The following is a 25,234-nucleotide window of genomic DNA, read 5'->3' as shown; positions in this document are numbered from 1 at the left end:
GGAGCAGACATCAGCGCCCTCCGCCGCTAGTGTTGCCCTGAGGTCAACAGTTTCCGAAGCCATGTCCGCCCTGCTCGATCACCACCGCCTGCACTATCTGCACGAGGCGATCCGCCTCGGCTCGGTACGCGCCGCCGCGGAAGCGCTCGACGTCAACGCGTCGGTGATCAGCCGGCAGATCGCACTGCTGGAGAAGGAGCTCGGCCTGACCCTGCTCGAGCGGCTCAGCCGCGGCATCCGCGCCACCGAGGCCGGCGCGCTGCTGGTCGAGCGCTTCCGACAATGGCAGGCCGACCAGGCCGACACCGTCGCGAAGTTGCGCGAACTGCAGGGCCTCAAGCGCGGCCATGTCGACATCGTGCTCGGTGAGGGTTTCGTCAGCGACCTGATGTCCGGCCCGCTCGGCCGGTTCTGGCAGCGCCATCCCGACCTCACCATGGCGTTCGATCTCGCCGGCACCAACGAGGTCGTCAATGCCGTTGCCGAGGATCGCCATCACATCGGGCTGGTGTTCAATCCGGGCGCCGATCCCCGCATCCGGATCGCCACCGCGAGCCGGCAGCCGCTGTGCGCGATCATGCCGCCGGATCACGCGCTGGCGCGGCTCGGCCGTCCCTTGCGCCTGCGCGAGCTCGCCGACCACCCGCTCGGACTGATGCATCCGAGCTACGGCACGCGCCAGATCGTGGCGATGGCGGAGGCCGCCGAACGTATCGCTCTGTCGCCGAAGCTGACCACCAGCTCGATCAACGTGCTCCGCCACTTCGTCAAGAGCGGCCTCGGCCTGACGCTCTTGCCCGCCTTCTCGATCGCCGCCGATCTTGCCGACGGCTCACTCGCTGCCGTGCCGGTCGACAACCGCCTGCTGGCCTCGAGCGAAGCCTGCGTCATCACCCGGCGCGGCCGCGAGCTGCCGCATGCCGCCGGTCACCTGCTGCGCTTCCTGAGTGGCCAGATGCGGGCGTTCCGGGTCGGCGGAGCCGCCGGCAAGACCAGGACGCGCGGCGCCGGACGTTGATCCGCGCAGATCACCGCGGATCGTTTTCCGTTGCGCTCGCACGTGGGTTGCGATTGGATGTTGCAACCTCGGGAATCGACCTCATGCGCAACGTTCTCGCGATCGCGTTCGGCCTGTGGGCGGCGACAGCGGCCCAGGCCGAGACCTGCCAGTTCATCGGCAACCAGATCCTGTGCGACGACGGGACCTCGGGGCAGCGGATCGGCAACAACACCTATTGGAACGACGGCTCCTCGTCACAGCAGATCGGGCGCTTCACCTACAACAACGACGGCAGTAGCTCGCAGCAGATCGGCAACCACACCTACTACAGCGACGGCACGTCGGCGCATACGATCGGAAACACGACCTATTTCAGCGACGGCAGGACGTGCCGACGGATGGGCAACCGCGTCTCTTGCGACTAGGCGATTCGGCCAATGTGACCGACGCTGCAACGGCTTCTCGGAGCTGGAAATATTTGAAATAAAGGGAATTGAACCCTTGCATCGGGGCACGTCGGCTCCGGTCGACGGTCGTTCAACTGGCGTTTCACGAAGGTAGCCATCATGGAGTTCCGCTTTTCTTCAACGATCGAAGACGAGGCCTCACACGTCCGCTTCCAACTTGGAAATCTCGAATTCTTTCGAACCGAGAAATATGATGTGACCTGGCCAGATGCACTCAAAGCGGAGATCGAGCAAGGTATAGCTCAGTTTTCAGATGAGAGACTGCGCGACGCGATCGTGCGTCACGACTTGCCGGGCGCCAGTTTGGAGCGCGTCGTGCAGCCATGGCGGCGGGTGGAGGATCGATTTGCTTCCGATTTCGTTGCGCAGCTTACGCGACAGTTGCCAAAGGTCGTGCGCGTCCATGTCACCAAGTTTGGTCCGGGCGGGTCGCACAATGGCGCATCGATGGCGCCGCGGTTGGTCGTAAGCTATCCGGAAATGAAGGGATTGGATTTCAACAGCGTTCTCGTCCATGAGTTCATCGAAGTCTTGCTTTGGACAAGGTTCCGCAGCGAAGAAGCCAGACTGGGAAAGAGAGCCGCTCATGCCATCAAGGAAGCTGTCGTCGACAAGTTCTGCTCCTGCGACAACCTGATACCCGTCGTTGGGAGCTACAGAAGACAAGCGAGCTATTCCCAACTGCCTCCGGATTGGGAAGGTTGGCTACCAGCTAAAGGGCTGACGTGGAGTTCGTAGCGACCAGGCCAAATCTAGTGCGGCGTCATGCTGGCTGGCGTTGACGCAGCGGTGGTGACGGCTAACAAGTAAGAGGTCACAGTTCGGGCCGGCAAACAGTCAACCACCCGACGAATTCACTCCACGACCAAACCTTGACCGAAAACCCGGCGCGATGAATTCTTGCGGCGAGCCGGGTTTCGTTTGTTACCAAAACATCAGACTCGTCCGCAGCCGTTGCAGCTATCAGCGCGTCTTCCGCGTGCTTCGTATTTCCTGCCATGTGCGCGACGATTGAGGCGTTGACTGCATTGCGGCCCCAACTGCATTCATCCCACTCTGAAACGTCCCAAATTGCGCCGGTTGTCGATACCTTCCCAGCCAGTCCGTATATCTCCAACAAAGCAGCGCGCTTCGGCTCTGGAGCCAGCGACAGCTCATCGCGCTGAACGTGGGTGCTAACGAGCGTCAATTGACCGTCCGCGATGCGCTCCTGAATCGCTCCGATCACAACCTGATCGGCCGCAACCAGATCATGCACATTACTGTCCAGCATGATTCTCATGGATCAGTGTTCTATTTGAAAATGAATCGTCAGGTAAAATGGTTGCCACCATACTTGCCACCAAAGAGAACCTACCTTTGGCTAAGTGGCTGAAAATACTGGAGCGGGTGAAGGGAATCGAACCCTCGTATTCAGCTTGGAAGGCTGCTGCTCTACCATTGAGCTACACCCGCATCTCGGCGTTCCCTAACATGGTCCGCGGCGGGTCTCAACCTCTTCGGGGCGGGGTTTCGAAGCGGATGGGTCCCGGATCTGGCCTGATGGAACGGCCCGAAGCGATGGCAGCGCGCGACACCGAGACCGCGGCACGCCGGCGGCGGCCCGGTTCCGTAATCTGCCCCCTACCCTCGCCGGCCGGACCGTCCTATATTGGCGTGACCATCAACAACGAAAGGAGGTGATCCAGTGTCTTTCACCAAGCGCTGTCACCTCGCTGGGATCGCCCGCTGAGCGGCTCTTCATGAGCGACGTTTAAGGGCGTGATTCGTCAGCGGATTGCGCCATCGCGGCTTGGCAATGGGGCGGTCTCGGCCCTGGACCAGCGAGTTCAAGAACGGAAGCGCGGCGGGTCTCACGGCTCGCCGCGTTTTTTATGGCACCTCCGCCCGTTCCCCGGCGGACGGTGCCGGGGGCGCCGGCTCACTGCGGACGAACCGCCGCGCCAGGAAGCCGCCGAAGCCGAGCATCCAGAAATACTGCACGTACTCCGGTGCAAGCGCTGCGATCACGATGCCCGGCACGAACACGATGACGGGAAAGATCGCGCCGGCGATCTCGGCATGGCGGCCGCTTGGAAGCGCGAGCCACCACAGCGCGGCGTTCAGCGACGCAATGATCGTCAGATGCAGGCCATAGAGGACGGCCACCGCGCTGCTCAGCCTGTAGCCGCCGTAGAGCCCGTTGGTCACCGGCAGCAGCACGATCGACAACAGGAAGAACAGATTCAGGATGACCACGGGCCGGCCCGCAAACGGCTGCCGGGCCAGCCGCCGGTGGTGGCTGATCCAGAACACGCCGGCGATGATGAAGCTGAGGACCAGCCCGGCGAGACGGCCGGAATAGGTATGCGCCAGGTCGATCCAGCCGGGCATATGCGCGAAATTGGGCTTCGGCAGGTCGTAGGCGAGAAGCGTCATCGCCACACCGAAGATGGTGTTGGACAGCGATTCCAGCCGGCGCATCTCGAACAGGTGGGACTGAGGCTCTGTCATGTCGAATCGGAAGCGACCGCGGCGGGGAACGGAGATAAAGACTCACGTTCTATAGCAGCTCCGGCGCCGCACCGCCCGACCTCGCTGCCGCCCTTGGGCGGCAGCGGTCACTTCACTCGCCACCCTCCAGACCACAATCGGCGATCGAGCGTCAGCCCTCACCGGCACGCATAGATGTGGCCATCGAAGCCGCGATAGCTGCGCGTCGCCGGGTTGTAGCTGCGGAACTGGACGCAGGCCGGCACACCCGCTGTGCGCAGCCGGGGCTTGTCCTCCGGATGCAGCCGGGCCGCGGTCGGGGTTGCGGCCGCAGGCCTCGCCATCACGATCATCGGCCGGCTGGCGACCATGCGCGATGTCCTGCCGCCATCCTTGACCGCTGCATCCCTGACGGCGACCACAACGGCCTGCGCCTGGGCCGCCTTGCCGGATGACGGCTTGCCCGATGAGGCCCTGGCTGGGGATGGCGTCGTCGCGGGCGGATTGGCCGCGGCCGTCTTGGCGGAGGACGGCTTGGCAGAGGACGGCTTGGCAGAGGACGGCTTGGTCGCTGCTGCCGCCGTCGACGGCGATTTCACGGACGGCTTGGTCAGGGACGGCTTGCCGGCGACTGGCTCTGCTGCGGCGGCCTTCGGAGCCGCATCCTGCTTGTCCGTAACTGCGGCCTGCTTCGGCTCAGCCGAGGCGGTGGATGTCGTCGCTGCCGCCTCCGCAGCCGCGGCAGGCTTGACCTCGGGACCGGCCGAAATGTCGGCGCTGGCAGCCTGGCTCGGAACGGACGGTCCGGGATTGACCGACGCGGTCTTGTCGTCTGCAGGGATCTTGTCCTCGGCAACGGGCGCCTCGGCCGGCTTCTTGATCAGTTTCTTGCATTCCAGCGGGAACACCAGCTCGCCCGACGCCGTCAACCCGATCGGCTCGCATCCGCCGAACGGCCCGCTGTCCTTGCCCTGATCCTTGGCCACCTCGCCTGCGGATGGTGAGGAGCCGCCCGGCTCGGCGCTTCGCGCAAGCGAACCGCCAACTACAATCTGAAATAGAACAACGCCGCACAACAATCCGGCCCGGCCGGCCTTCCGCCCCAATGTACGCATGACACGCTCGCTCGACGCATGAACTCCGACAAGGCCATCACGCCATTGAGGCAAGTCTGTGAAGGCAAGCCGCGGATTCCCGCTGCGATGTCAATTCGATGGCATTGTGTCCTGTTTGCACGACCGGACAGTGTTTGGCGTCCCGCATTGCAGTTGCAATTGGAGCGTGCCAGGGTCCGTCGCACGCGCCGCGGCTCGGCCATTCAAGACGGCAGCGCATACGAGCTTGCGGACGGCCATCTTGAGTTCGACTGACTATCGTCCCGACATCGACTGCCTACGTGCCTTCGCGGTCACGTCGGTGATCGCGTTCCATTACGACATCTCGCCGTTCCGCAGCGGCTATGTCGGCGTTGACGTGTTCTTCGTCATCTCGGGCTTCCTCATCACGCGGATCATTCATGCCGAGGCGCAGGCCGGCACGTTCTCGTTCGCGGCCTTCTACCGGCGCCGCGCCCGGCGCATCCTGCCCGCGGCGTTCGCGATGGTCTGCGCCACACTGCTCGGTGCGAGCCTGATCCAGCTGCCGCGAGAGACGGTGTCAACCGCCCATCAGGCGCTGGCCGTCCTGACCTTCTGCTCCAACATCCTGTTCTGGTTGCAACAGGGCTATTTTGACGCCGCGGCCATCACCAAGCCGCTGCTCCACACCTGGTCGCTTGGCGTCGAGGAGCAGTATTATCTGCTGTTTCCAGCGCTGGCGCTGGCCGTCTTTGCACTCCGTCGCTCGCTGATGCTGGCGAGCCTCGGCGCCGTCTGCGCGGTCTCGCTCCTGCTCTGCGTGGTCCAGACCCGGATCCAGCCGGCGGCCGCGTTCTATCTGCTACCGGCGCGCGCCTGGCAGCTCGCGCTTGGCGCGCTGCTTGCCGTCGAGTCCGTTCCGGCACTCCGCGGTCAGTGGATGAGGATCGCGGTGGCCGCGCTGGGATGGATCGCGCTCGGCGCCTCCGCCAACGTGTTCTCGCCGCGCACGCCCTATCCCGGCGTCGCCGCGCTGCTGCCCTGCCTCGGAGCGGCCGCAGTGATCTGGGCCAATCCCACCCCGAGCAAGGCCGTGCTGACGGCCTTCAAGCCGATGATCATGGTCGGGCTGTGGTCCTACTCGCTCTACCTCTGGCACTGGCCAGTGGTCTCGTTCGCGGCCGCCATCTGGGGCCCGCCGAGCTCGATCATGGACAAGCTCGCGCTGCTCGGCGCCTGCGCAACGCTGGCGCTGACGAGCTTCTATCTGATCGAGCAGCCCGCCCGACGTGCCGCATGGCCGGTCACCGCACGTGCGCTCATGGCGATCGGCGCGACCGCGATCGGGGCCTGCGCGATCATGATCTGGTCCGCGGGTTTCCCCGCGCGCTTCTCGCCGCAGCAGCGGGCCTTGGTCGACTTCCTCAGCTACGACCACAAGACCGTCTATGAGGAGGGGACCTGCTTTCTCTACCCGGGCCAGACGTTCGACATGTTGCAGCCTGCCTGCCTCGCCGAAGGGACGCGCCCCAACATCCTGCTGTGGGGCGACAGCCATGCCGCACACCTCGCTCACGGCCTGAAGCGCGCGCTGCCTCAGGCTACGCTGTTGCGCGCGACGCTAGCGCAATGCGTTCCCCACGACGAGCCGGGACAATCGGCCGCCTGCGCCGACTTCAATGGCCGGCTGCCCGGACTGGTGCGCGCTCTCGCGCCCGACATCGTGATCCTGTCTGGCAACTGGACGCGCACGGCCATGGCGCCCACCGCACGCGAGAACCTGCTCGCCACGATCAACGCGATCACGCGGGCCGGCAGCCGCGTGGTGGTGATCGGGCCGAGCCCGCAATTCGATCGTCCACTGCCGGATCTCCTCATCGCGGCATCACGCTTCGGCATCTCCCCGGACGGGCACATGTTGGATACGTTCAGCGGCATCGACGGCTTTCTGCAAGCCCTGCTAAAGGACTTCCCGCAGACCGACTACGTGTCGCTGCTCACTCTTCTCTGCCCCGGCAAGGATTGCGTTCTGCAGACATCCAGCGGCGCACCGCTTGCCTGGGACGACGGCCATTTCACCGCACAAGGGTCCGAGCTTGCCGCCGCGCGCATCGTCGCGGCCTCGCCCACACTCGCGCCCTTCGCGCCCAAGAGCGAATAGCGCCACCTAATCGTCCGACAAGAACCTCGCGAACACCGGCGCGGCGCGCTCGCCCATGCGCTGGGCCCCTGCCACGGTGAAATGGCCGGCATCCTGGAACAGCCACACGCCACCCTCCACGACCGGGCAATCCTGGTCGCAATAGACCTCCGAGGGCCTGAGCAGCGTCACCTTGGCCAACGGCCTGATCGCCTCCGACAGGACGGCATCGATGATGCGGTTGGTCGCCACCGCCTCGCCCTTCGGCACGGCATCGCACGGCTTGGCGGGCGCATGCCAGCGCGGCCCCGGCAGCATGCGTAGCTGATCGAAGGCGCAATTCACCGGACGGACCTGGCCGCCGACGACGAGGAAATGCCGGCCCGGCCGGTCGAGCAGACGGATCGTCTCGGCAAGATGAGCGGCGACCGCGGCGTTGCGGGCCTGCGCTGCCGGCCCATCGCCGAGATCGAGATAATGCTGCCACGCCTGCCCGATCACCACGAAATCGGCCTGCGACTGCCGGATCCGCGGCAGCTCGCTGTCGCGCAACTCTGCGCACACCTGGGCCCGAGGTCCCTCCGCGGTGAGCCCGGCGAGGGTGGGACATCCGCTCATGGTGGAGACGTGCCCGATCATGCCGCGCGCCTTCAGCGTCGCATCGAGCGCGGCGACATATTGCTGGACATAGGAATCGCCGAGCAGCTCGACGCCGCGCGTGCCGTCGAGATCGCCGAACGCGCAGAGACGGCCGAAGGTGCGGCCGCATTTGTTGAGGCCGAAGCCCTGCAGCTGGAACAGCGCGAGCTGGTCGTCGGGCAGTCGCGACACGACGCCATTGGCGCGGAACGTCACATGGGTGAGCGCGGCACCGACGATGAGCACGGTCGCAAAGCTCGCCACCTGCGCGCCCCTCGGCCACGGCAGCCGCCGCAGCGGCCGCTCGACGATGACGAACGTCAGCGTGGTCAGCACCGCCATCAGCGCGAGCTGCGCCGCCAGTCCCGCCGCGGTCTGCGCCGCATCGCCGAAGATGAAGCGGACGAAGAAGATCACTGGCCAGTGCACGAGATACAGCGAATAGGAGGCGGCGCCGACGACGCGAACCGGGCGGACCATCACCAGCGATGTCGGCGCGTTGGCCGCGATGATGACAGCGGTGGCGATGCAGGGCAGCAGCGCGGCGACGCCCGCAAGGGACTGATAGCGGCCGATCACGAGGAGGCTGCCGGCCAGGACGACATCGCCACAGGCGGCGGCGAGCAGGCGTGCGCGCGGCGACGCTGCCAGGCGGGCCTCGAGCGGAATGGCGAGCGCGCCGAGCGCGAATTCGAACACCCGGAACGGCGTCAGGAAGAACACGGCCTCTGGATCGCGCGGCAACCAGAGTGCGGTCGCGGCAAAGGACAACAACCCGATCGCGGCAATGGCACGGAACACATGCCGACGCGTACCGGCCCACATCAGGAGCAGCGGCGCCAGCGCGTAGAATTGAACCTCCGCCGACAGCGACCACAAATGCAGCAGCGGCAACTGATCCGCGCTCGGCGCGAAATAGGCGCTGGCCTCGCGCCAATATTGGATGTTGGCGATGGAGAGCAGCCCGTGGGTCGCCTCCTTGGCGAGCTGGCGCAGGGCCTCCGGCGACAGGAACAGCCAGCCGACCGCGAACGTCGCCGCTGTCGTCGTGACCAGCGCCGGCAGGATGCGCCGTGCCCTGCGCAGATAGAACTCCGACAGCGAGAACCGCTGCGCGGCGACGTCGCGCAGGATCTGCCCGGTGATGAGATAGCCGGAGATGACGAAGAAGATGTCGACGCCGGCATAGCCGGCCTCGAAACCCGTGATCTTCAGATGGAAGAGAATGACGATGACGACAGCGATCGCCCGAAGGGCATCGATGTCAGCCCGATGACTGCGTTCCAATGTCGTCCACTCCGCGCATTCCTCGAGGCGGACGAGTTGCGCAGACACGAATGGCAACAGCGGGAAACAGTCATGACGTCATCGGACCCATCCGATGACACCGCGCCGGCGATGCCGTGGCGGACGTGAAGGAAGTTTGCTGAAGTCGGCCGCAAGTTCGGCAATCCGTTGAACGATCAGCTCGAATACGGCAATCTGGCGGCGCTGAGGGACCATGCGGGGCTGAGGACGGTGATGAACCTGTTGCGAGGAGAATGGCGGGCAGCGTTCGCGGGAATAGCCGTCGCGGCGCTGCTGGCGGCGGCCACCTCAGCCGCGGCGCAAGCCCAGACGCCTGCTCCCGCGCCCGGTCCCGCTCAGACCACGGTCGAACGCAATGCCAAGGGCGTCGCCGGCAAGCCGATCCAGGTCGGGATCTATCTCAACGTCCAGCCCGACTGCTCGTCCGGCCCCCTTCCCTCCATCCGTCTGCTGACGGCGCCGGGCAACGGCACCGTCACGATCAAGCGCGGCAAGGTCAGCGCGACCAACTACAAGCAGTGCCTCGCCCTGGAAGTGCCGGGCTTCATCGCCTTCTATCAGTCGAAGGCCGACTTCGCCGGCACCGACACGGTCACGCTCGAGGTCAAGTTCCCGCAGGGCCGCACCGAAGTGCAGCGGATCATGATCAACGTCGGCGTCGGGCCGGCGGGGCAGAAGATCTGAGCCGCAGCGCATCGGCGACGCCGCCTCCATGAGAAAAGGGCCACCTCATGGGCGGCCCTTTGCTTCTGCTTGTCCCAAGCCGGCCGGGTCAGACGTGGACCTGCGTCTGGGCGTGGCTGTTGTCGATGATCATCTTGATCACGTCGTCGCCGGCCGTGAGGTTGCCGCCGGTGTCCTTGATCGTCGCGACGTTGGTCCAGCCGGAGCCGGCGTTAATCTGCAGCGTCAGGTCGCCGTTGTTCAGAACGCCACTGCCGTTGGCCGAGGCCAGGCTGGTGTGCCCGCCGCTGTCGACGAAGCGCACCGCGTCGGCATGGTTGCCGGACACGCTGGCCAAGAGGCCCGAGAGGTCGATGACGTCGCCGGAGGTCCCGGTCTGGAAATCCAGGATGGTGTCGAGCCCGCCGCCGGCGAGATCACCGGTGTTCCACTTGAACGTGTCGGACCCGCCGTTGCCGGTCAGCTTATCCGAGCCGGCGCCGCCGATCAGGACGTCGTTGCTCGAGGAACCGTTGATGACATCGTCATAGGCCGAGCCGATGACGCCTTCCATGTTCTTGTAGGTGTCCTGGCCGATCCCGGACAAGGTCGGGCCGGTGGTGTTGCTGCTGCTCTGCGTCAGCGTGAAGGTGATGCCGGCCGTCGCATCGGAGAAGTCGAGCAGGTCGATGCCGACGCCGCCATCGATGGTGTCGTTGCCGCCACCGCCGCGGATAATGTCGTCGCCGTCGCCGCCATTGATCGTGTTGGCAGCACTGCTGCCGATCAGGATGTCGTCGCCCGAGCCACCGGTCACGCGCTCGATATTGGCGATTGAGCCGAAGCCGGTGGCCGTGCCGGCTCCGAGATTGACCGTCACGTCCTCGCCGGTGATGTAGGTCAGCGTATCGCCGTTGTGGCCGCCGAGATCGGCGGTCACCGCCTCGATATTGCTGAGCTTGGTCCCGTTGACGTCGGTGATCACGCCGCCGGCAACCGTGACATAGATCAGATCCTGCGACGACGTCCCCTCGATGACGAACGTGTCGGCGCCGATGCCGCCGTCGACCGTGTCGACGCCGTCGTTGACGCCCCAATAGAAGGTGTCGTTGCCGGAGCCGCCGATGGTGACGTCGTTGCCGCTGCCGCCGCGGATGGAGTCGTTGCCGGCGCCGCCGTTGATATAGTCGTTGCCGGAGCCGCCGAGCAGCGTGTCGTTGCCACCGAGGCCGTAGATGCCGTCATCGTCGGCGCCGCCGTTGAAGTTGTTGCCGCCGCTCGACCCGATCATCACGTCGTAGCCGTTGTTGGCATTGGCCTCGAGCGTGTTGTCGACCGTGGCGGTGATCGCGTCGCCGTCGTTGGCACTGTAGCCGGACAGCCACGGCGCCGAGCCGACCACCCACGACTTGTCCGACAGCGAGTTGATGGTGAGATTGAGCGCACCATTGTCGAGCGCGTTGAAGGCGAGATAGGTCGACACAGACGACACCGAATCGGTGGCCGTCACCTTGTAGACGTACAGGCCCGCATCGCTGTTGTTCGGATCGCCGGTGAACTGGTTTCCGGTCCGATGGATCCAGCTGTCGTCGCCGGTCGAGCTGTAGACGAGGCTGTAGGTGTAGGTGACCGTCCCCGTTCCGCCTGAGAACAGCGTTGCCGCATTCAGGCTGATCACGTTCGGCGAGTCGGTGTTCTGCGACAGCGCATAGCGTCCGTCGGCGCTCGTGGTGTCCACGACGGCCAGCGGCGCCGGCTCGTTCGTGCCGTTGATGGTCACGTCGATGACCTGGCTGGCCGTGCCGTCGACCGACTTCACGGTCAGCGTGTCGTGCTTGACGTCGCCATTGTTGAGCGCCTGGACGTTGGCCGCCGAATTGTTCAGCGTATAGCCCCAGGCCCCGGTCACCGCGTTGAAGGTGAAGGTGCCATACGTCCCCGCCAGTGAAGCGGGCGTCTGGAACTGGGCTTCCCCGCTATCGACGTCGGTAGCCGTCAGGGTCCCGCCGGCCGTCAGCGTGCCGTCCTCCTTGACCGTCCCGCTTGCCGTGCCCGCGATCGACGCCGCATCGTTGACGCCGTTCACCGTGACGGTGACGGTCTGCGTCGTCGTCCCGCCGTGACCGTCGTCGATCTTCACCGTGTAGGTCTGATCGATATGGTCGCTGGCGCGCAGCGACTGGATGTCGGCGTCGTTGACGGTGAACGTCCAGTTCACCTTGTGGCCGGTATTGTCGACCGTGGCGTTGAACGAGCCGTAGTAGTTGCTGCCGGCCGGTGTCGTGTAGGTCACGGTCTGGGCATCGCCGTCTACGTCGGTGAAGGCGATCGCGCCGGACGCCCGCTCCACGCCCGGTGTCACGACCGTGCTGGGTTGCACCGAGATGTCGTCGATGACGGCACCACCTGCGCTCGCGAACTTGATCGTCGTCGACGTCGAGGTCGCCGTGAACTGGTAGGTCTGCTCCGTCCAGCCAAAGTTCCAGGCACTCGTCGTCAGAAGGGTCGTTCCGTCGACACCCGATGTCACGGCCGTACCGTAGGTCATCACGTAGAAGTCGACGGTATAGGTCATGCCGACGACGGTGCTGATGGTCTGGCTCATCGAGCTCGATGCGCCGTAGAAGTCGGCCGAGCCGCCGTCGGTGCGGCCGCCCACGACGGTGACGGCATGGGCGCCCCCGACCGTCCACGCATCCAGGGTGTAGAAGTTGCCGTTGTAGTAGCCGAACGAGCCGTTCTGGATCAGGTTGCCGCTCGGCGCCGCATAGGAGGCGTCCTCGGTGACGCTTGCCGTGGTCGTTCCGGCTCCGAAGGTCGGCGCGTGGTTCGGCGCCGTGACCGAGCCGGTCTGGCCGCTGGTCACGTTCTCGGCAAAGCCCTGGCCGTCGGTATAGGTGACGTTGGCCGAGATCTTGTGGCCGACGTCGTTGGACCCCAGCGTGTAGGTCGAGCCGGTTGCGCCGTTGATGACGGCGCCGTCCCGCAGCCAGTGATAGACGACGTTCGACGCGGCGCCATCCGGATCGCTGCCGAGATTGGCGGTCAGCGTCTGGCCCTGCGTCGCCGTGCCCGACACCGTCACGCTCGCAGCGCCGTCATTGACCGGCGTGATGGTCAGCGTGAAGGCGTCCGAGACGGCATATTCGCCGTCGCTGGCGTAGACCGTGACGTTGACCGTGCCCGCGAAATTGGCCGGCGGGGTGCCGCTGAAGGTGCCGGTCGTGGCGTCGAAGTGCAACCACGTCGGCAGGTTGCTGCCGTCGCTGAGGTTCGCCGACAGCGTCAGCGGGTTCGCGGTGCCATCGAAGCGGCCATCGACATCGGCAAACGTGTTCGACGGGATGGTGAAGCTGAACGGCTGATCTTCCGCCGAGCTGCGGTCGGCCAGCGCGTTCTGCAGGACAGGCGCATCATTGTTGCCGAGGATCTGGATCGTCACCGTCTTGGCGGTGCCGTCCTCCGTGTAGACCGTGAAGCTGTCGGTCAGCGTGGTCTCGCCTTCCTTCAGCGCCTGGATTCTCGGGTCGTTGTTATAGATGCCGTAGGTCCACCTGCCATCGCTGCCGATGTCGTACCAGCCGTAGCCGTTGGCCGTGTTCGAGGACGTCGCCTGCCACACATCGTTGTGCCCGTCGACGTCGGTCGCATTGAGGTCGCCGCGGGCGATGCCGTAGAGCGGGCTGCTCTGGCTGTTGGCGATGCCGCCCTCCTCGGCGATGGTGCCGGTGGCGTCGCCGCTGATCACGGCCGCGTCGTTGACGCCGGTGACCGTGATCTTGAGCGTCGCCGTGTTCGACACCGCGCCCGACGGATCCTTGTCGGTATAGGTGAAGGTGTCCACCGCGGGCACGCCCGCCGCCAGCGCATCGGCCTTGTCGGCGACATAGGTGTAGGAGCCGTCCGAATTCAGCGTCAGATGGCCGTAGGCGCCCTCGATCGAGGTGCCGACGCCCGCCCCCTGCGTCACGCTGCCGGTGCCGGCCACGACGCCGGACACGACGAGCGAGCTGACGGGGTTGTCGATGTCGCTGTCGGCCACCGAGCCGCCGGTCGAGCCGCGGATGACGCCATTCGCAACTGAGATGTTGAGCGTGTCATCCTCGAGCACCGCATGGGTGTCGGAGTTCGCCACCGGCGGGTGGTTGGCGGGGATGACCTCGACGCTGACCGTCTGGGTGGCACTCAGATTGCCGCCGCCAACATTGCCGTTGTCGTTGATGGTGATCGTGACCGATCCCGGCTGGTCGCTGTTCGGCGTGAACACCGCCGATGCCAGATAGGTATTCAGATCGTTGATCTTGAACCCGCTCATCGCGAGCGTCTGCTCAGCGTTGAAGACGCCGAGCGACGGAATGGACAGCGTGCCGCCGGAGATGTCGAACCTCACGGACTCGACGACATTGCCGTCCGCGTCGGAGAAGGTGATCGCGTTCGCGCCGGTGAAAGCGAACGACGCGCCTTCATCGGCGGTCACGTGCGTCGGGGCATGGATCTCCGGTGCATCGTTGATCGGCACCACGTTGACCGTCAGCGTGCCGATGTCCGTCTGTCCGACCGCATCACGCACCGTGTAATCCACGGTATCCGCGCCATAGAAGTCGGCCTTGGGCTTGTAGACATAGGTGCCGTCGGCATTGAAGTGAATCGTGCCGCCCTTGGCCGTCGTGAAGTCGCCCGCCACCACGCTCAGCGTGTCGCCAGTGTCCGGGTCGCGGTCGTTGTGCAGAACGCCCTGCGTCGGATCGGACACGGTTAACGTCGTGTCCTCGTTCACACTGGCCGTGTCATCCACGGCCGTGGGAGCATCCTCGATCGGGTTGATGTTGATCGTGATCGTCTGCGTCGCGCTCAGATTGCCACCGCCGACATTGCCGTTGTCGTTGATGGTGATCGTGACCGATCCCGTCGCATCGTTATCGGCTGGTGGCGTGAACACCGCCGACGCCAGACAGGCGTTCAGATCGCTGATCTTGAACCCGCTCATCGCGAGCGTCTGGCTGGCGTTGTAGACGCCGAGAGACGGGATCGCGAACGTGCCGCCGGAGATGTCGAACCTCACGGACTCGACGACATCGCCGTCCGCATCGGAGAAGGAGAACGCGTTCGCGCCGGTGAAGGCGAATGGCGTATCCTCGTTCGTCGTCACCTGCGTCGGCGCATGGATCTGCGGCGCGTCGTTGACCGGGGTCACCGTGACATCGATCGTCTGCAGTGCGGTGTTGACGACGTCGGTGTGGACGTTGCCGTCCGACAACGTAGCCTGGTCGGTGACCTCCGCGACCACCGACAACGAGAACGTGCCGTTGTAGTTCGCGGGCGGCGTGATCTGCAGCGGGTGGCTGTCGAACGCGGCGATCGCGGCGGCGCTATCGATCACCCACTTGCCGGCGTCAGCGCCGGTTCCGGCATGGCCGACCGAGAAGGTCGCACCGGCCGGATAGCCCGAAATCAGCAGCCGCAGGCTTTCGGAGCCGTCGGTGTCGGTGACGGCGGCACTGATGAGCTTCAGGTTGATCGTGGTGTCCTCGGCACCCGAGGCCGGGCCGAGATCCATGAAGCCCAGCGTCAGCGCGTCCGCCTTCGGTGCGACGTCGACCGTGACATGCGCGGTCGCGGTCCCGCCATCGCCGTCGCTGACCGTGTAATCGAAGCCGGCGACGCCCGAGAAGTTCTTGTCCGGCGTGAACACCGGATTGCCGTTGGAGAGCGAAACGGTGCCGTGCGTCGCGTTCGACACGCCGGTGACGGTCAAGGTGTTGTTGTCGACGTCGGTGTCGTTGTTGAGCAGGCTGAGCAGCGCGTTGACGGTGAGCGGGCTATCCTCACTCGCCTGGACCGCGTCGTCATGAGCCACCGGCGGCGTGTTGAAGACGCCCGTGAGCGAACGGGTGCCGTCGGTGAAGGCAAAGCTCTCGTAATTCGTGAACGTATCGGTCAGGCCGTTGTGGGTGACCTGCACGCCGATCAGCGTCACGCCGTCCGTCGCGAACACCTTGGTGTAGGTCGCATCGGCGAACTTGAAACCGAACTTCACCGTGTCGGTGTCAGAGCCGCCGTCGGACACAACGCTGGTGTTGCCGGCAAACCGGACGAGATCCAGCGTGTCGTTCCCGGAGCCGCCGTTGAACACGATGGTCGACGGCGCGATCGCCGTGCCGCTGATATCGGTGATCGTCACCGTGTCGCTGGCGGTGCCGCCGGCGATGGTGATGCGCTCGATCTCGTCGGCGCGGATCGTCGCGCCGTTCGAACCGTCATAGCGCACCAGAATGTCGGTGGCGTTGCTGGCGGACGGATCGTTCAGCGTCGGATTGATCTCGGTACCGGTCGAGGTCTTACCGATGGTGAAATTGCGCGCATTTCCATCGCCCGTGATCGCGAGCACGTCGTAGTTCGGAAAGGTCGTGCCAGACTCCGAGCCGCCGTCGATGACGTCGCTGCCGTCGCCCACCGTGTAGAGGAAGGTGTCGTTGCCAGCGCCGCCGAACAGCCGGTCGCCACCTCCTCCGCCGATGATGATGTCGTTGCCGGCGCCGCCAAACAGGGCATCGCCGCCCACGCCGTTGCCGCCGACCAGAATGTCGTCGCCATTTGAGCCGTGGGCCTCGGTCACGCTGCCGAGCTTGTCGGTGCCGACTACCTTGTCCGTCACCGCGGCGCGGTCGGTCACGCTGTGAGCCCCGACCGTCTCGCCGAGGACCGTCGCCGCGCTGTCGCCGAGATTGACGAACACCGGCGAATTCGGCGCGTCATAACGCGTCGTGGTCACGGTGCCGGCGGCATCGACCCGGACGGTGAAATTGTTGGTGAAGACGTCGTGATCGCGGTCCTCGACCGCGAAGGCGAAATTGAGGTCGAGATACTGGTCGGCGGCGCTCGAGGTCCCGATCGGCGCGGGATGATCGAGCGGCTGCAGCAAGGTGAAGTTGTAGGAGCCGGTGCCGGTCTCCGACAGCGTCACCGTGAACACGGCCGCATCAGCCGCGTTGCCCGTCACCAGACCATTCTGGCCGATGTAGCTGCCACCGCTCATGCGATAGGCGGTCAGCGTCGTGTGATCCGCCGACATCACATAGGTCAGGCCGAAGCCGAGCGATGTCAGTCCGGAGAGCTGGTGGTCGGCTGCATCGTAGACGCGCACCGGCGACGCGCCGAAGAACGTCACCGACGGCCCGGGGCTGTCGCCATCGGCCCCATAGGTGATGCGCAGATCGACCGCGCCGGTCGAGACGCTGCCGGCTGCCTCCGAGATCGCGACGGTGTCGACGTCCTGCGACTGCGGGCTGTCATCGTTGACGGTGATGATGATCTGATCGTGCAGCGCAACGGAATCGCCGTCGGAATCGGTGGCGGTCACCGCCGTCGACAGGTCGAGCGTCAGCGTGTTGTCATGGCCGGTGCCGACGTGGTCCAGCGCGCCCTTCAGACGGAACGAATACTGGCCGGTGTTGGCATCGACCTGGAATTCGAAGATCGTGACGCTGCCAGCCTTGGCGATCAGCGTGTTGTCGACCCCCATGCTGTAGGTCAGCGCCACGCCGCCCGACGTCAGCGACAGCAGCTCGGGCGCGAGGTTGGTCTTCTCGACCGTATAGGTGCCGGGCTTGTCGGCGCCGAACGACACCAGCGAGCTCAGATTGCCGGTGAAGTAGGAATCGTTGCCGTTGCCGTCGCCATTGAGGTCGCCGCCATGGTTGCCGGTGGCGGTCACCACCGTTCCGTTCGGCAGCTCGCTCTCGTAGACCGCGGCTCTCAACACCGTCGCGGTCGCAACGGGGGTATCGTCGTCGATCGTCACCGCGAATGACGAGCTGGCGCTGTCGCCATCCGCATCGGTGGCGGTGAAGCCGAAGGTCAGCTTGACGTCGTTCTCGTTCTGGCCGGCCGGATGATCGACGTGCTTCAGCAGCGTGAAGCTGTAGCTGCCTGCACCGGAATCATCGAGCGAGACCTTGAACACCTGGCTGGCCACCGACGGCGGGTTGCCGTTGGTCGGATTGCTGCCGGTGTAGCCATAGACCGTATTGCCGACGACCCAGAGCTTGACCTGGACGCCCTCGACCGTCAGCGAGCCCGCGTCCGACGTGGCGTTCTGGCCGTTGGTGATGCCGCTGAACGCGACCGCGCGGCTCACGCCGCCGCTGTTGTTGTCGTCGGCGCCCCAGGAGATCGCCAGCGAGCCGTTGGCCGTGACATTGGCACCGGCGACGTCGCCGGTGGCCGCTCCGGTGTTGCCGCCGGAAAGCCCCTCCTCGTCGACGGTCCCGGCATCAGACGTGCCGATCGCGGGCCGGCCGTTGTCGTCATTGATGGTGACGGTGAAGTTGCCGCCGGAGGCGGTATCGCCATCGGCATCGGTCGCGGTGAAGCCGAGCTTCAGCGACAGTGCATTGGTCTGGCCCGAGCCGACGTGATCGACATTGTCCAGGAGCTCGAAGGTGTAGCTGCCGGAGCCATCGTCGGACAGCGTGATGTGGAACACCTTGCGGTCATTCGTCGTGAGCTGGCCGCCATTGTCGTTGGCGACGCCCCAGATCTCGGTGTCCGACACGCGGATGAACTGCACCGCCGTGCCGTTCGACGTCAGCGTCGGGCTGCCTGCGCCGGCGGTCTTGACCACGTCGCCGGTATGGATCGCGCTATCGAATGCGACGCTGCGATTGGCCGCGCCCGAATTGCTGTCGTCGGCACCCCAATTGATGTTGAGCGCGACATCGGCCGCGGTCTGGGTCTGAAACACCTCCGCGCCAGCAGAGCCGGTGGCGTTCTCGGTCAGCGTCGCGGCGGTCGGCGAACCGAGCACCGGCACGTCGTCCTTGACCGAGACGGCGAAGCTGTTGCTGGACGTGTCGCCGTCGCCATCGGTCGCCGTGAAGCTGAACGACAGCTTGACAATGTTCTCGCCGCTGCCGGCGGGATGGTCCAGAGTGCCGAGCAGCTTGAAGTTGTAGGAGCCGTCGTTCTGGTCACTCAGCGACACTTCGAACACGCGGGCGCCGTGGGCGAGATCGCTGCCGGTGTAGCCGACGAGCACGCCGTTCTCGAAGGTGTACTTCACCGTCTGGCCATCCGACGTCAGCGTCAGATTGCGGCCCGAACTGTCCTCGGCGTCGACATTCGCGCCCGCGCTCGTGTAGCGGAAGGTGACCGAGCGGTCGCCGAGCCCGCCGCCCGAGGTCTTGTTGCTGTCGTCGGAGCCCCAGCTGATGTTGAGGTCGCCGCTGACCGCGGTCGGCTCCTTGGAGGCATCGGTGCCGCCCGGCAGATCGTCCTCATCGACGGTCTTGGCGTCGCCGGCCACAGCGACCGGCGTGGTGTCGAGCACCGTGACCTTGAAGCTGCTGGTGACGCTGTCGCCGTCGGAATCGGTGGCCTTGAAGCCGAACGTCAGCGGCAGGCTGTCATCGTTCTGGCCGGACGCCGGGTGGTCGATGTTGTCGTACAGCGTGGACTTGTAGCTTCCATCGCCGCTGTCGGACAACTGGATGGTGAAGACGGTGCGGTGATCCGCGGTGACCGCCGTCAGCAAGGTGCCGTCGCTGGAGATCGTGTAGCTGATCGCCGAGCCGTCGGAGGTCAGGCCCGTGGCGCCGGCGACAGTGGTGAAGGCCACCGCGCGGTTGTGCCCGACACCCGTATTGTTGTCGTCGGCCCCCCAGGAAATGTCGAGGCTGCCGGTCTGGACCGTCGAGTTCGACGCGTCTGGATGGCTGGTGTCGTAGCCGTCGGTCGGCAGGCTGGCCTCGCTGACGGTCTCGTCCTCGGCGCAGCCGACGGTCGGCACGTCGTCGGTCACCGCCACCGTGAAGCTGCTCGCGGCGCTGTCGCCGTCGGAATCGGTGGCCTTGAAGCCGAAGCTCAGCGCCAGGCTGTCGGTGCCCGACTTGCCATGGTCGAGGTTGTCGAGCAGCGTGAACTTGTAGCTGCCGTCGCCGTCATCGCTCAGCGTGACGGTGAAAACGGTGCGATGATCGGTGGTGACCGCGCTCAGCGTGGTGCCGTCGGACGAGACCACGTAACTGATCGCATAGCCGTTCGACGTCAGCCCGTCCGGGGCGGTCGTGTCGAAGAACGCCACCGAGCGGTTGTTGGTCGCGCCGGAATCGTTGTCGTCGGCGCCCCAGGAAATCGCGAGGCGGCCGGTCTGCACGGTGGAGTACGGCGAATCCGGGAACAGGACGTCGTAGAGATCGGTCGGAAGGTTGGCTTCGCTGACGGTCTCGCTCTCGGCGTGCCCGATCGTCGGGACGTCGTCGATCACGGTGACGGTGAACGTGCTGCTGCTTGAATCGCCGTCGGAATCGGTCGCGGTGTAGTCGAACGTCAGCTTGACGACGTTGCTGCCCTGCCCGGCCGGATGATCGAGATTGCCGAGCAGCTTGAAGGTGTAGGTGCCGGTACCGTCGTCATCGAGCGAGACTTCGAACACGCGCTGCCCGAAATTGAGGCTGTTGCCGGTGTAGCCGACCAGCACGCCATGATCGAAGGCGTATTTCACCTGCTGACCGTCCGAGGTCAGGCCGCTGAGGCCGACATCGCTGCCGTTGGTCACATGGACATCGGCGGCGGCGTTGGACGTGTTGGCGAAGCGGACCGAGCGATCGGCGGCGCCGCTGTCGTTGTTGTCGGCACCCCATTTGATGTTGAGCGCGCCGGTCACCTGAGGATCGCGGCTGCCGCCATCGTGGCCGCCGAAATCGTGACCGCCGAAATCGGGGCCGCAATCGCCGCCACCGGCGTTGAGACCGGCTTCGCTGATGCTCTTGGCCGCCCCGGTATGCGCCTCCGGGCTGTCGTCGTTGACGCTGACCTTGAACGTGCCGCTGACCTGATCGCCGTCGGAATCGGTGGCGACGTATTTCAGCGTCAGGGCGATGCTGTCCTCGGTGTTGGGCACCGGGTGATCGAGATTGTCGAGCAGCGTGAAGCTGTAGGATCCGGAATCGAGGTCGGACAGCCTCACCGTGAACACGGCGGCATTGGCCTTGTTGCCGGTCCAGTTGCCGTTGCCGTCGATGTAGTGCTGTCCGTCGAAGCGGTAGGCCGTGATCAACGTGCCGCCTTCGCTGACGCCGTAGGTCAACGCGACGCCGTTCGAGGTCAGGTGCTGCGCGGCGAGCGTGGTAGTGGCGTCGGATGCGAAGGTGACGGCGCGGTCGCCGTTCACCGGTGACGCACCGGTGATCCCGACATTGCCGAGATTGTTGGCGCTGTCGCTGCCCCAGGAGATGCCGAGATCGCCCGTTGCGACCGTGTTCTGGCCGGGGACGTCGCCAGGCCCGCCCGCGAGCCCGATCGGGAGCCCGTCCTCATCGACCACGCCGGTCGCCATCTCTCGGTTCAGCACCGGCGCGTCGTCGTTGATCTTGACCTTGAAGGTGTTGGAGACCGCATCGCCATCCGAATCCGTGGCGACGAAGCCGAGGGTGAGCGTGACGTCGTCCTCGGTGTTGTGGGCCGGATGATCGATGTTGTCGATCAGCGTGAAGCTGTAGGACCCCTGCCCCTGGTCGGACAGCGACACCGTGAACACTGCAGCCTTGGTCAAGTCGCCGGTGGCATGGCCCTCGCCGTCGACGTAGGTGTGATGCGCTTCTTCGTAGCGGTAGGCGGTCAGCATCGTGCCGCCGGCGGACACGGTGTAGGTCAGCGCGACGCCGTTCGACGTCAGATGCTGGGCGGTAAGCGTCGAGACCACGTCGACGGCGAAGGTGACGGCGCGGTCGCCGTTGACCGGCGCACCGTTGATGCCGCCGTCGACATGGCTGTTGGCACTGTCGGCGCCCCAACGGATGCCGAGGAAGTCGGTCACCGTCAGATTGGCGCCCGCAGCGTCGTTGCCATCCGCGTAGGAATTGCCGGGATTGCCGAGACCATCCTCGTCGACCACGGAGTAGCTGACGCGCTCGCCAAACACCGGGGCGTCGTCGTTGACCTCGACATTGAAGCTGCCGTGGATTGCGTCGCCGTCGGAATCGGTGGCGACAAAGCCGAAATACAGCCCTTGACTATCCTCGCTGCCGTGGACCGAGTGGTCGAGATTGCCGGTGAGATTGAAGGTGTAGGAGCCGTGATCCTGGTCCGACAGCGAGACGGTGAACACCGTGGCGCTGGCGAGGTCCTCCGTCGGCTCACCGTTCGCGTCGACATAGGTCTCGTGGGCGGCGTCGTAGCGATAGGCCGTCAGCAGCGTGCCGTTCTCGGAGACGTGATAGCTCAGCGCAATCCCGTTCGACGTCAGCCCCAGCTCCTCGAGCGAGGGAACCGTGTCCGCGGCGAAAGTGACGGCGCGATCGCCCTTGACCGACGCGCCATCAATGCCGCCGTCGACATGGCTGTTGGCGCTATCGGCGCCCCACAGGATGGCGAGCGTCTTGGTCACCGTCAGATCGGCGCCGGCGACGTCGCTGCCTTCCACGTAGCTGTCGCCGGCATTGCCGAGGCCGTCTTCGTCGACCACGCCGGCGCTCGGCGCATCGCCGAACACCGGCGCGTCGTCGTTGACTTTCAGGGTGAAGCTGTCGGTCACCGCGTCACCGTCGGAATCCGTGGCGACGAAGCCGATGTTGAGCGTGATGTCGTCCTCGGTGCCGTGCACCGGGTGATCGAGATTGCCCTTCAGCTCGAACGTGTAGGAGCCGTGATCCTGATCGGACAGCGCCACGGTGAACACCGTCGCGCCGGCCGAATCCGTCGGCTTGCCGTCTGCGCCGACATAGGTCTCGTGCTCGGCGTCATAGCGATAGGCGGTCAGCAGCGTGCCGTTGTCGGACACGACGTACGTGAGACCGAAGCCGTTCGAGGTGAGATTCTGGGCGTCGAGCGTCGCGACCACGTCGGCCGCGAAGGTCACGGCGCGGTCGCCGTTGACCGGCGTGCCATCGATGCCGCCATCGACATGGCTGTTGGCGCTGTCGGCGCCCCAGCGAATGCCGAGCGTATCGGTGACCTTCAGGTCTTCGCCATAGGCGTCGCCGTCATCCTTGTAGCTGTTGCCGGCGTTGCCGAGGCCGTCCTCGTCGACCACAGAATAGCTCGGCTTCTCGCCGAAGCTCGGTGCGTCGTCATTGACCTTCACCGTGAAGGTGTCGGTGATCGCATCGCCATCGGAATCGGTGGCGACGAAACCGATGTTGAGGGTGATGTCATCCTCGGTGCCGTGCACCGGGTGATCCAGGTTGCCCGACAGCGCGAAGGTGTAGGAGCCATGACCCTGGTCCGACAGCGACACCGTGAACACCACGGCGCCCGACAGCCCCTCGCCTTCCAGCGGCTTGCCGTTGGCATCGACATAGGTCTCGTGCGCGGCATCATAGCGATAGGCGGTCAGCACGGTGCCGTTCCCCGACACTTCGTAGCGCAGGGTAAAGCCGTCGGAGGTCAGATCCTGCGCCTCGAGCGAGGCCACCACGTTTGCGGCGAAGGTCACGGCGCGGTCGCCATTGACCGGCGTTGCGTTGATGCCGCCGTCGACATTGTTGTTGGCGTCGTCGGAGCCCCAGCGGATTCCGAGCGTATCGGTGACCGTCAGGTCTTCGCCATAGGCATCATGGCCGTCGGCGTAGCTGTTGCCGGCATTGCCGAGACCGTCTTCGTCGACCACCGAATAGCTCGGCTTCTCGCCGAAGCTCGGGCCGTCATCGGCGACATTGACGGTGAAGGCGCTGTTGACGGGGTCGCCGTCGGCGTCGGTCGCAACCACCATGAAGGTCAGCGGCAGCGACGCGTCGTTGGCGCCGTTGTGGTCGATATTGTCGGACAGGGTGAAGGTGGCGCTGCCGGAGCCGGTGTCGGACAGCGACACGGTGAAGATGGTGCGCGCGCCCTCACCCTCACCTGCGGTCGCAATGATCTCGGTGCCGTTGGCCGACAGCGTGTAGGAGATGGCCTCGCCGTTCGAGGTCAGGCCCAGCGCCTGCAAGGTCGCGATCTCGGACGCGTCGAACACCAGCGAGCGGTCGCCGTCGACCACGGTCCCGTTGGAGCCGCCATCGACCTTGCTGTTGCCGTTGTCGGCGCCCCAGCCGATGTTGAGGTCCACGCTCGCGGTGGTCGGCTCGAAGCCGTCGCCGCCCACGACCTTGGCGACGAGCTCGCTCTCGCCGCCGCCTTCGCTGGCGCCGCCGGTGTGCTCGGCGACATTGATCGCCTCGACGGTGCCGGCGACCGGCGAATCGTCGTTGACGCCGATCACGATCGTCACCGGCGCGGTGTCGCCGCTGCCGTCGATGGCGATGACGTTGATGGTGAGGTTCAGCGTGTCTTCGGTGCCGAAGACCGGATGATCGAGCGGCTGCAGCAGCGTGACCATATAGGTCCCCGCGATCGTCGCGTTGGCGTCGAGCGTGACGGTGAAGACCTGGTTGGCGACGATCGAGGGATCACTGCCGATATAGCCGATCAGCTCCGGCTGGCCGTTGACGGTGGTGATCGCAAAATGCACCTCCTGGCCGCCGGACGTCAGCCCGGCAAGACCAGGCTGTGACGCCGCAAACGCAAAGGCGCGACCGATCACGTCGGTGCCGAAGTCGACGTTCAGCGAACCGGTAAAGCTCGTCGCCACGCCGCCGATGTCGCCGCTGCCGCCGGGCCGGCCTTCGGACAGGCCGTCCTCGTTGAGCACCACGCTGTCGGCGACGCCAGCAATCGGCGTCGGATTCGGCGTGACCGGATTGTCGCCGAATTTGGTGTTGGTGTCCTCGGCTCCCAGCAGCCCAAGCGGCGTGCCGCCGATCAGCGCATCGATCTTGAACGTCCCGAAGTTCGCTCCGGCAGGCACGCCCGGCGCACCGGGCGTTCCCGCGGCGGGCAGCACCGACTGGTCGGTGGTGATGGGAAACAGCTCGGCGAACTGATCGCCATTGATGATTCGGTCGGGGCCGACCTCGAAGCTGACGTCCTTCAGCGGGGCGCCGTTGGTATCGAAAACCGGATCGATGGACACCGTCGACTGATTGTCGAACAGGATGATGAGGCGGTTGCCGATCTTGATGAAGGTCAGCCGCTCGCTGGCGATGTCGCTAAAATCGATCTGGCTCTGACCGTCGAGATGAACCGTAATGGCTTGGTTGCCCGGCGGTTTGCCGATCTTGAGGTGCTTTGCAGAGGCGCTGGATGGCTGCGAGGACGTGCCGGTCAACTGGGCCAGCAGGACAGGAGCATTCATGCGCCAAAACCTCCAAATATGGGGCGCTTTGGTGGCGCCCCCATTTCTATCGTTAAACTATTATTAAACGAGAATACGGGTCAATATTACCGGTTCTTGTTAATCAGACTTTAGGGACTTTGGGTAAATGCAGTCAAGTGCAGCGGCATTTACGAAGGTAAATTAGTCCGCGCCTATGCTTCCGCGCTACGCATGGCGCAGCCGGAAAGACAAGATTAAATCGGGTTTTGGCCTGGAGAATTACTACTGATCCGCAGTTGTTCCGCGCGCAATACTTGCGGAACACAACGCACGCTGTCG

General features: G+C 65.2%; 10 protein-coding genes and 1 tRNA gene. 5 read left to right on the top strand and 6 right to left on the bottom strand.

Features of this window, described 5'->3' with window-relative positions; translation table 11 throughout:
• Nucleotides 1-61 precede the first annotated feature (61 nt).
• From QW868_RS27090 to QW868_RS27080, 3 genes are all read left to right on the top strand, one after another.
• Nucleotides 62-1,018, top strand: a complete 957-nt coding sequence (locus QW868_RS27090; RefSeq protein ID WP_315737553.1) for a LysR family transcriptional regulator — start codon at nucleotides 62-64, stop codon at nucleotides 1,016-1,018.
• 83 nt (nucleotides 1,019-1,101) lie between these two features.
• On the top strand, nucleotides 1,102-1,425 hold the full coding sequence (locus QW868_RS27085) for a hypothetical protein (RefSeq protein ID WP_315754125.1): 324 nt from the start codon (nucleotides 1,102-1,104) through the stop codon (nucleotides 1,423-1,425).
• A 141-nt stretch (nucleotides 1,426-1,566) separates the two neighbouring features.
• A complete protein-coding gene (locus tag QW868_RS27080; protein ID WP_315737551.1) occupies nucleotides 1,567-2,205 on the top strand; it encodes a hypothetical protein in 639 nt (212 codons plus the stop codon).
• Nucleotides 2,206-2,281: 76 nt separating this feature from the next.
• Here the strand turns inward: QW868_RS27080 and QW868_RS27075 are convergent, their stop codons facing one another.
• The 4 genes from QW868_RS27075 to QW868_RS27060 form a co-directional block, all read right to left on the bottom strand.
• A complete protein-coding gene (locus QW868_RS27075; protein WP_315737550.1) occupies nucleotides 2,282-2,749 on the bottom strand; it encodes a hypothetical protein in 468 nt (155 codons plus the stop codon).
• Between the two features lie 99 nt (nucleotides 2,750-2,848).
• Nucleotides 2,849-2,922 (bottom strand) — tRNA-Gly (locus QW868_RS27070).
• Between the two features lie 417 nt (nucleotides 2,923-3,339).
• Nucleotides 3,340-3,960, bottom strand: coding sequence for a TMEM175 family protein (locus tag QW868_RS27065; protein ID WP_315737549.1), 621 nt, complete (start codon nucleotides 3,958-3,960; stop codon nucleotides 3,340-3,342).
• A 158-nt stretch (nucleotides 3,961-4,118) separates the two neighbouring features.
• A complete protein-coding gene (locus QW868_RS27060; RefSeq protein ID WP_316231950.1) occupies nucleotides 4,119-4,925 on the bottom strand; it encodes a hypothetical protein in 807 nt (268 codons plus the stop codon).
• Between the two features lie 370 nt (nucleotides 4,926-5,295).
• On the opposite strand from QW868_RS27060, the gene QW868_RS27055 reads away from it, so the two are divergent.
• Complete coding sequence (locus tag QW868_RS27055) at nucleotides 5,296-7,176, top strand: acyltransferase family protein (protein WP_316231949.1); 1,881 nt, start codon at nucleotides 5,296-5,298, stop codon at nucleotides 7,174-7,176.
• A 6-nt stretch (nucleotides 7,177-7,182) separates the two neighbouring features.
• On the opposite strand, the gene QW868_RS27050 is transcribed toward QW868_RS27055, so the two are convergent.
• Nucleotides 7,183-9,081 carry an acyltransferase family protein gene (locus tag QW868_RS27050; protein ID WP_316231948.1) on the bottom strand — a complete coding sequence of 633 codons (1,899 nt, stop codon included), beginning with the start codon at nucleotides 9,079-9,081 and terminating at the stop codon, nucleotides 7,183-7,185.
• 168 nt (nucleotides 9,082-9,249) lie between these two features.
• On the opposite strand from QW868_RS27050, the gene QW868_RS27045 reads away from it, so the two are divergent.
• The gene (locus QW868_RS27045) at nucleotides 9,250-9,786 is read left to right on the top strand and encodes a hypothetical protein (RefSeq protein WP_410051332.1); all 537 of its coding nucleotides are present in this window, start codon (nucleotides 9,250-9,252) and stop codon (nucleotides 9,784-9,786) included.
• 88 nt (nucleotides 9,787-9,874) lie between these two features.
• Here QW868_RS27045 and QW868_RS27040 read toward each other — a convergent pair whose 3' ends face one another.
• Nucleotides 9,875-24,934, bottom strand: a complete 15,060-nt coding sequence (locus tag QW868_RS27040; protein ID WP_316231947.1) for a VCBS domain-containing protein — start codon at nucleotides 24,932-24,934, stop codon at nucleotides 9,875-9,877.
• Nucleotides 24,935-25,234: the final 300 nt, after the last annotated feature.

The organism is Bradyrhizobium sp. SZCCHNR1051 (genome assembly GCF_032489615.1).
In the GTDB taxonomy this organism is placed as follows: Bacteria; Pseudomonadota; Alphaproteobacteria; order Rhizobiales; family Xanthobacteraceae; genus Bradyrhizobium.
This window is presented reverse-complemented; position numbering and strand designations above follow the sequence as displayed.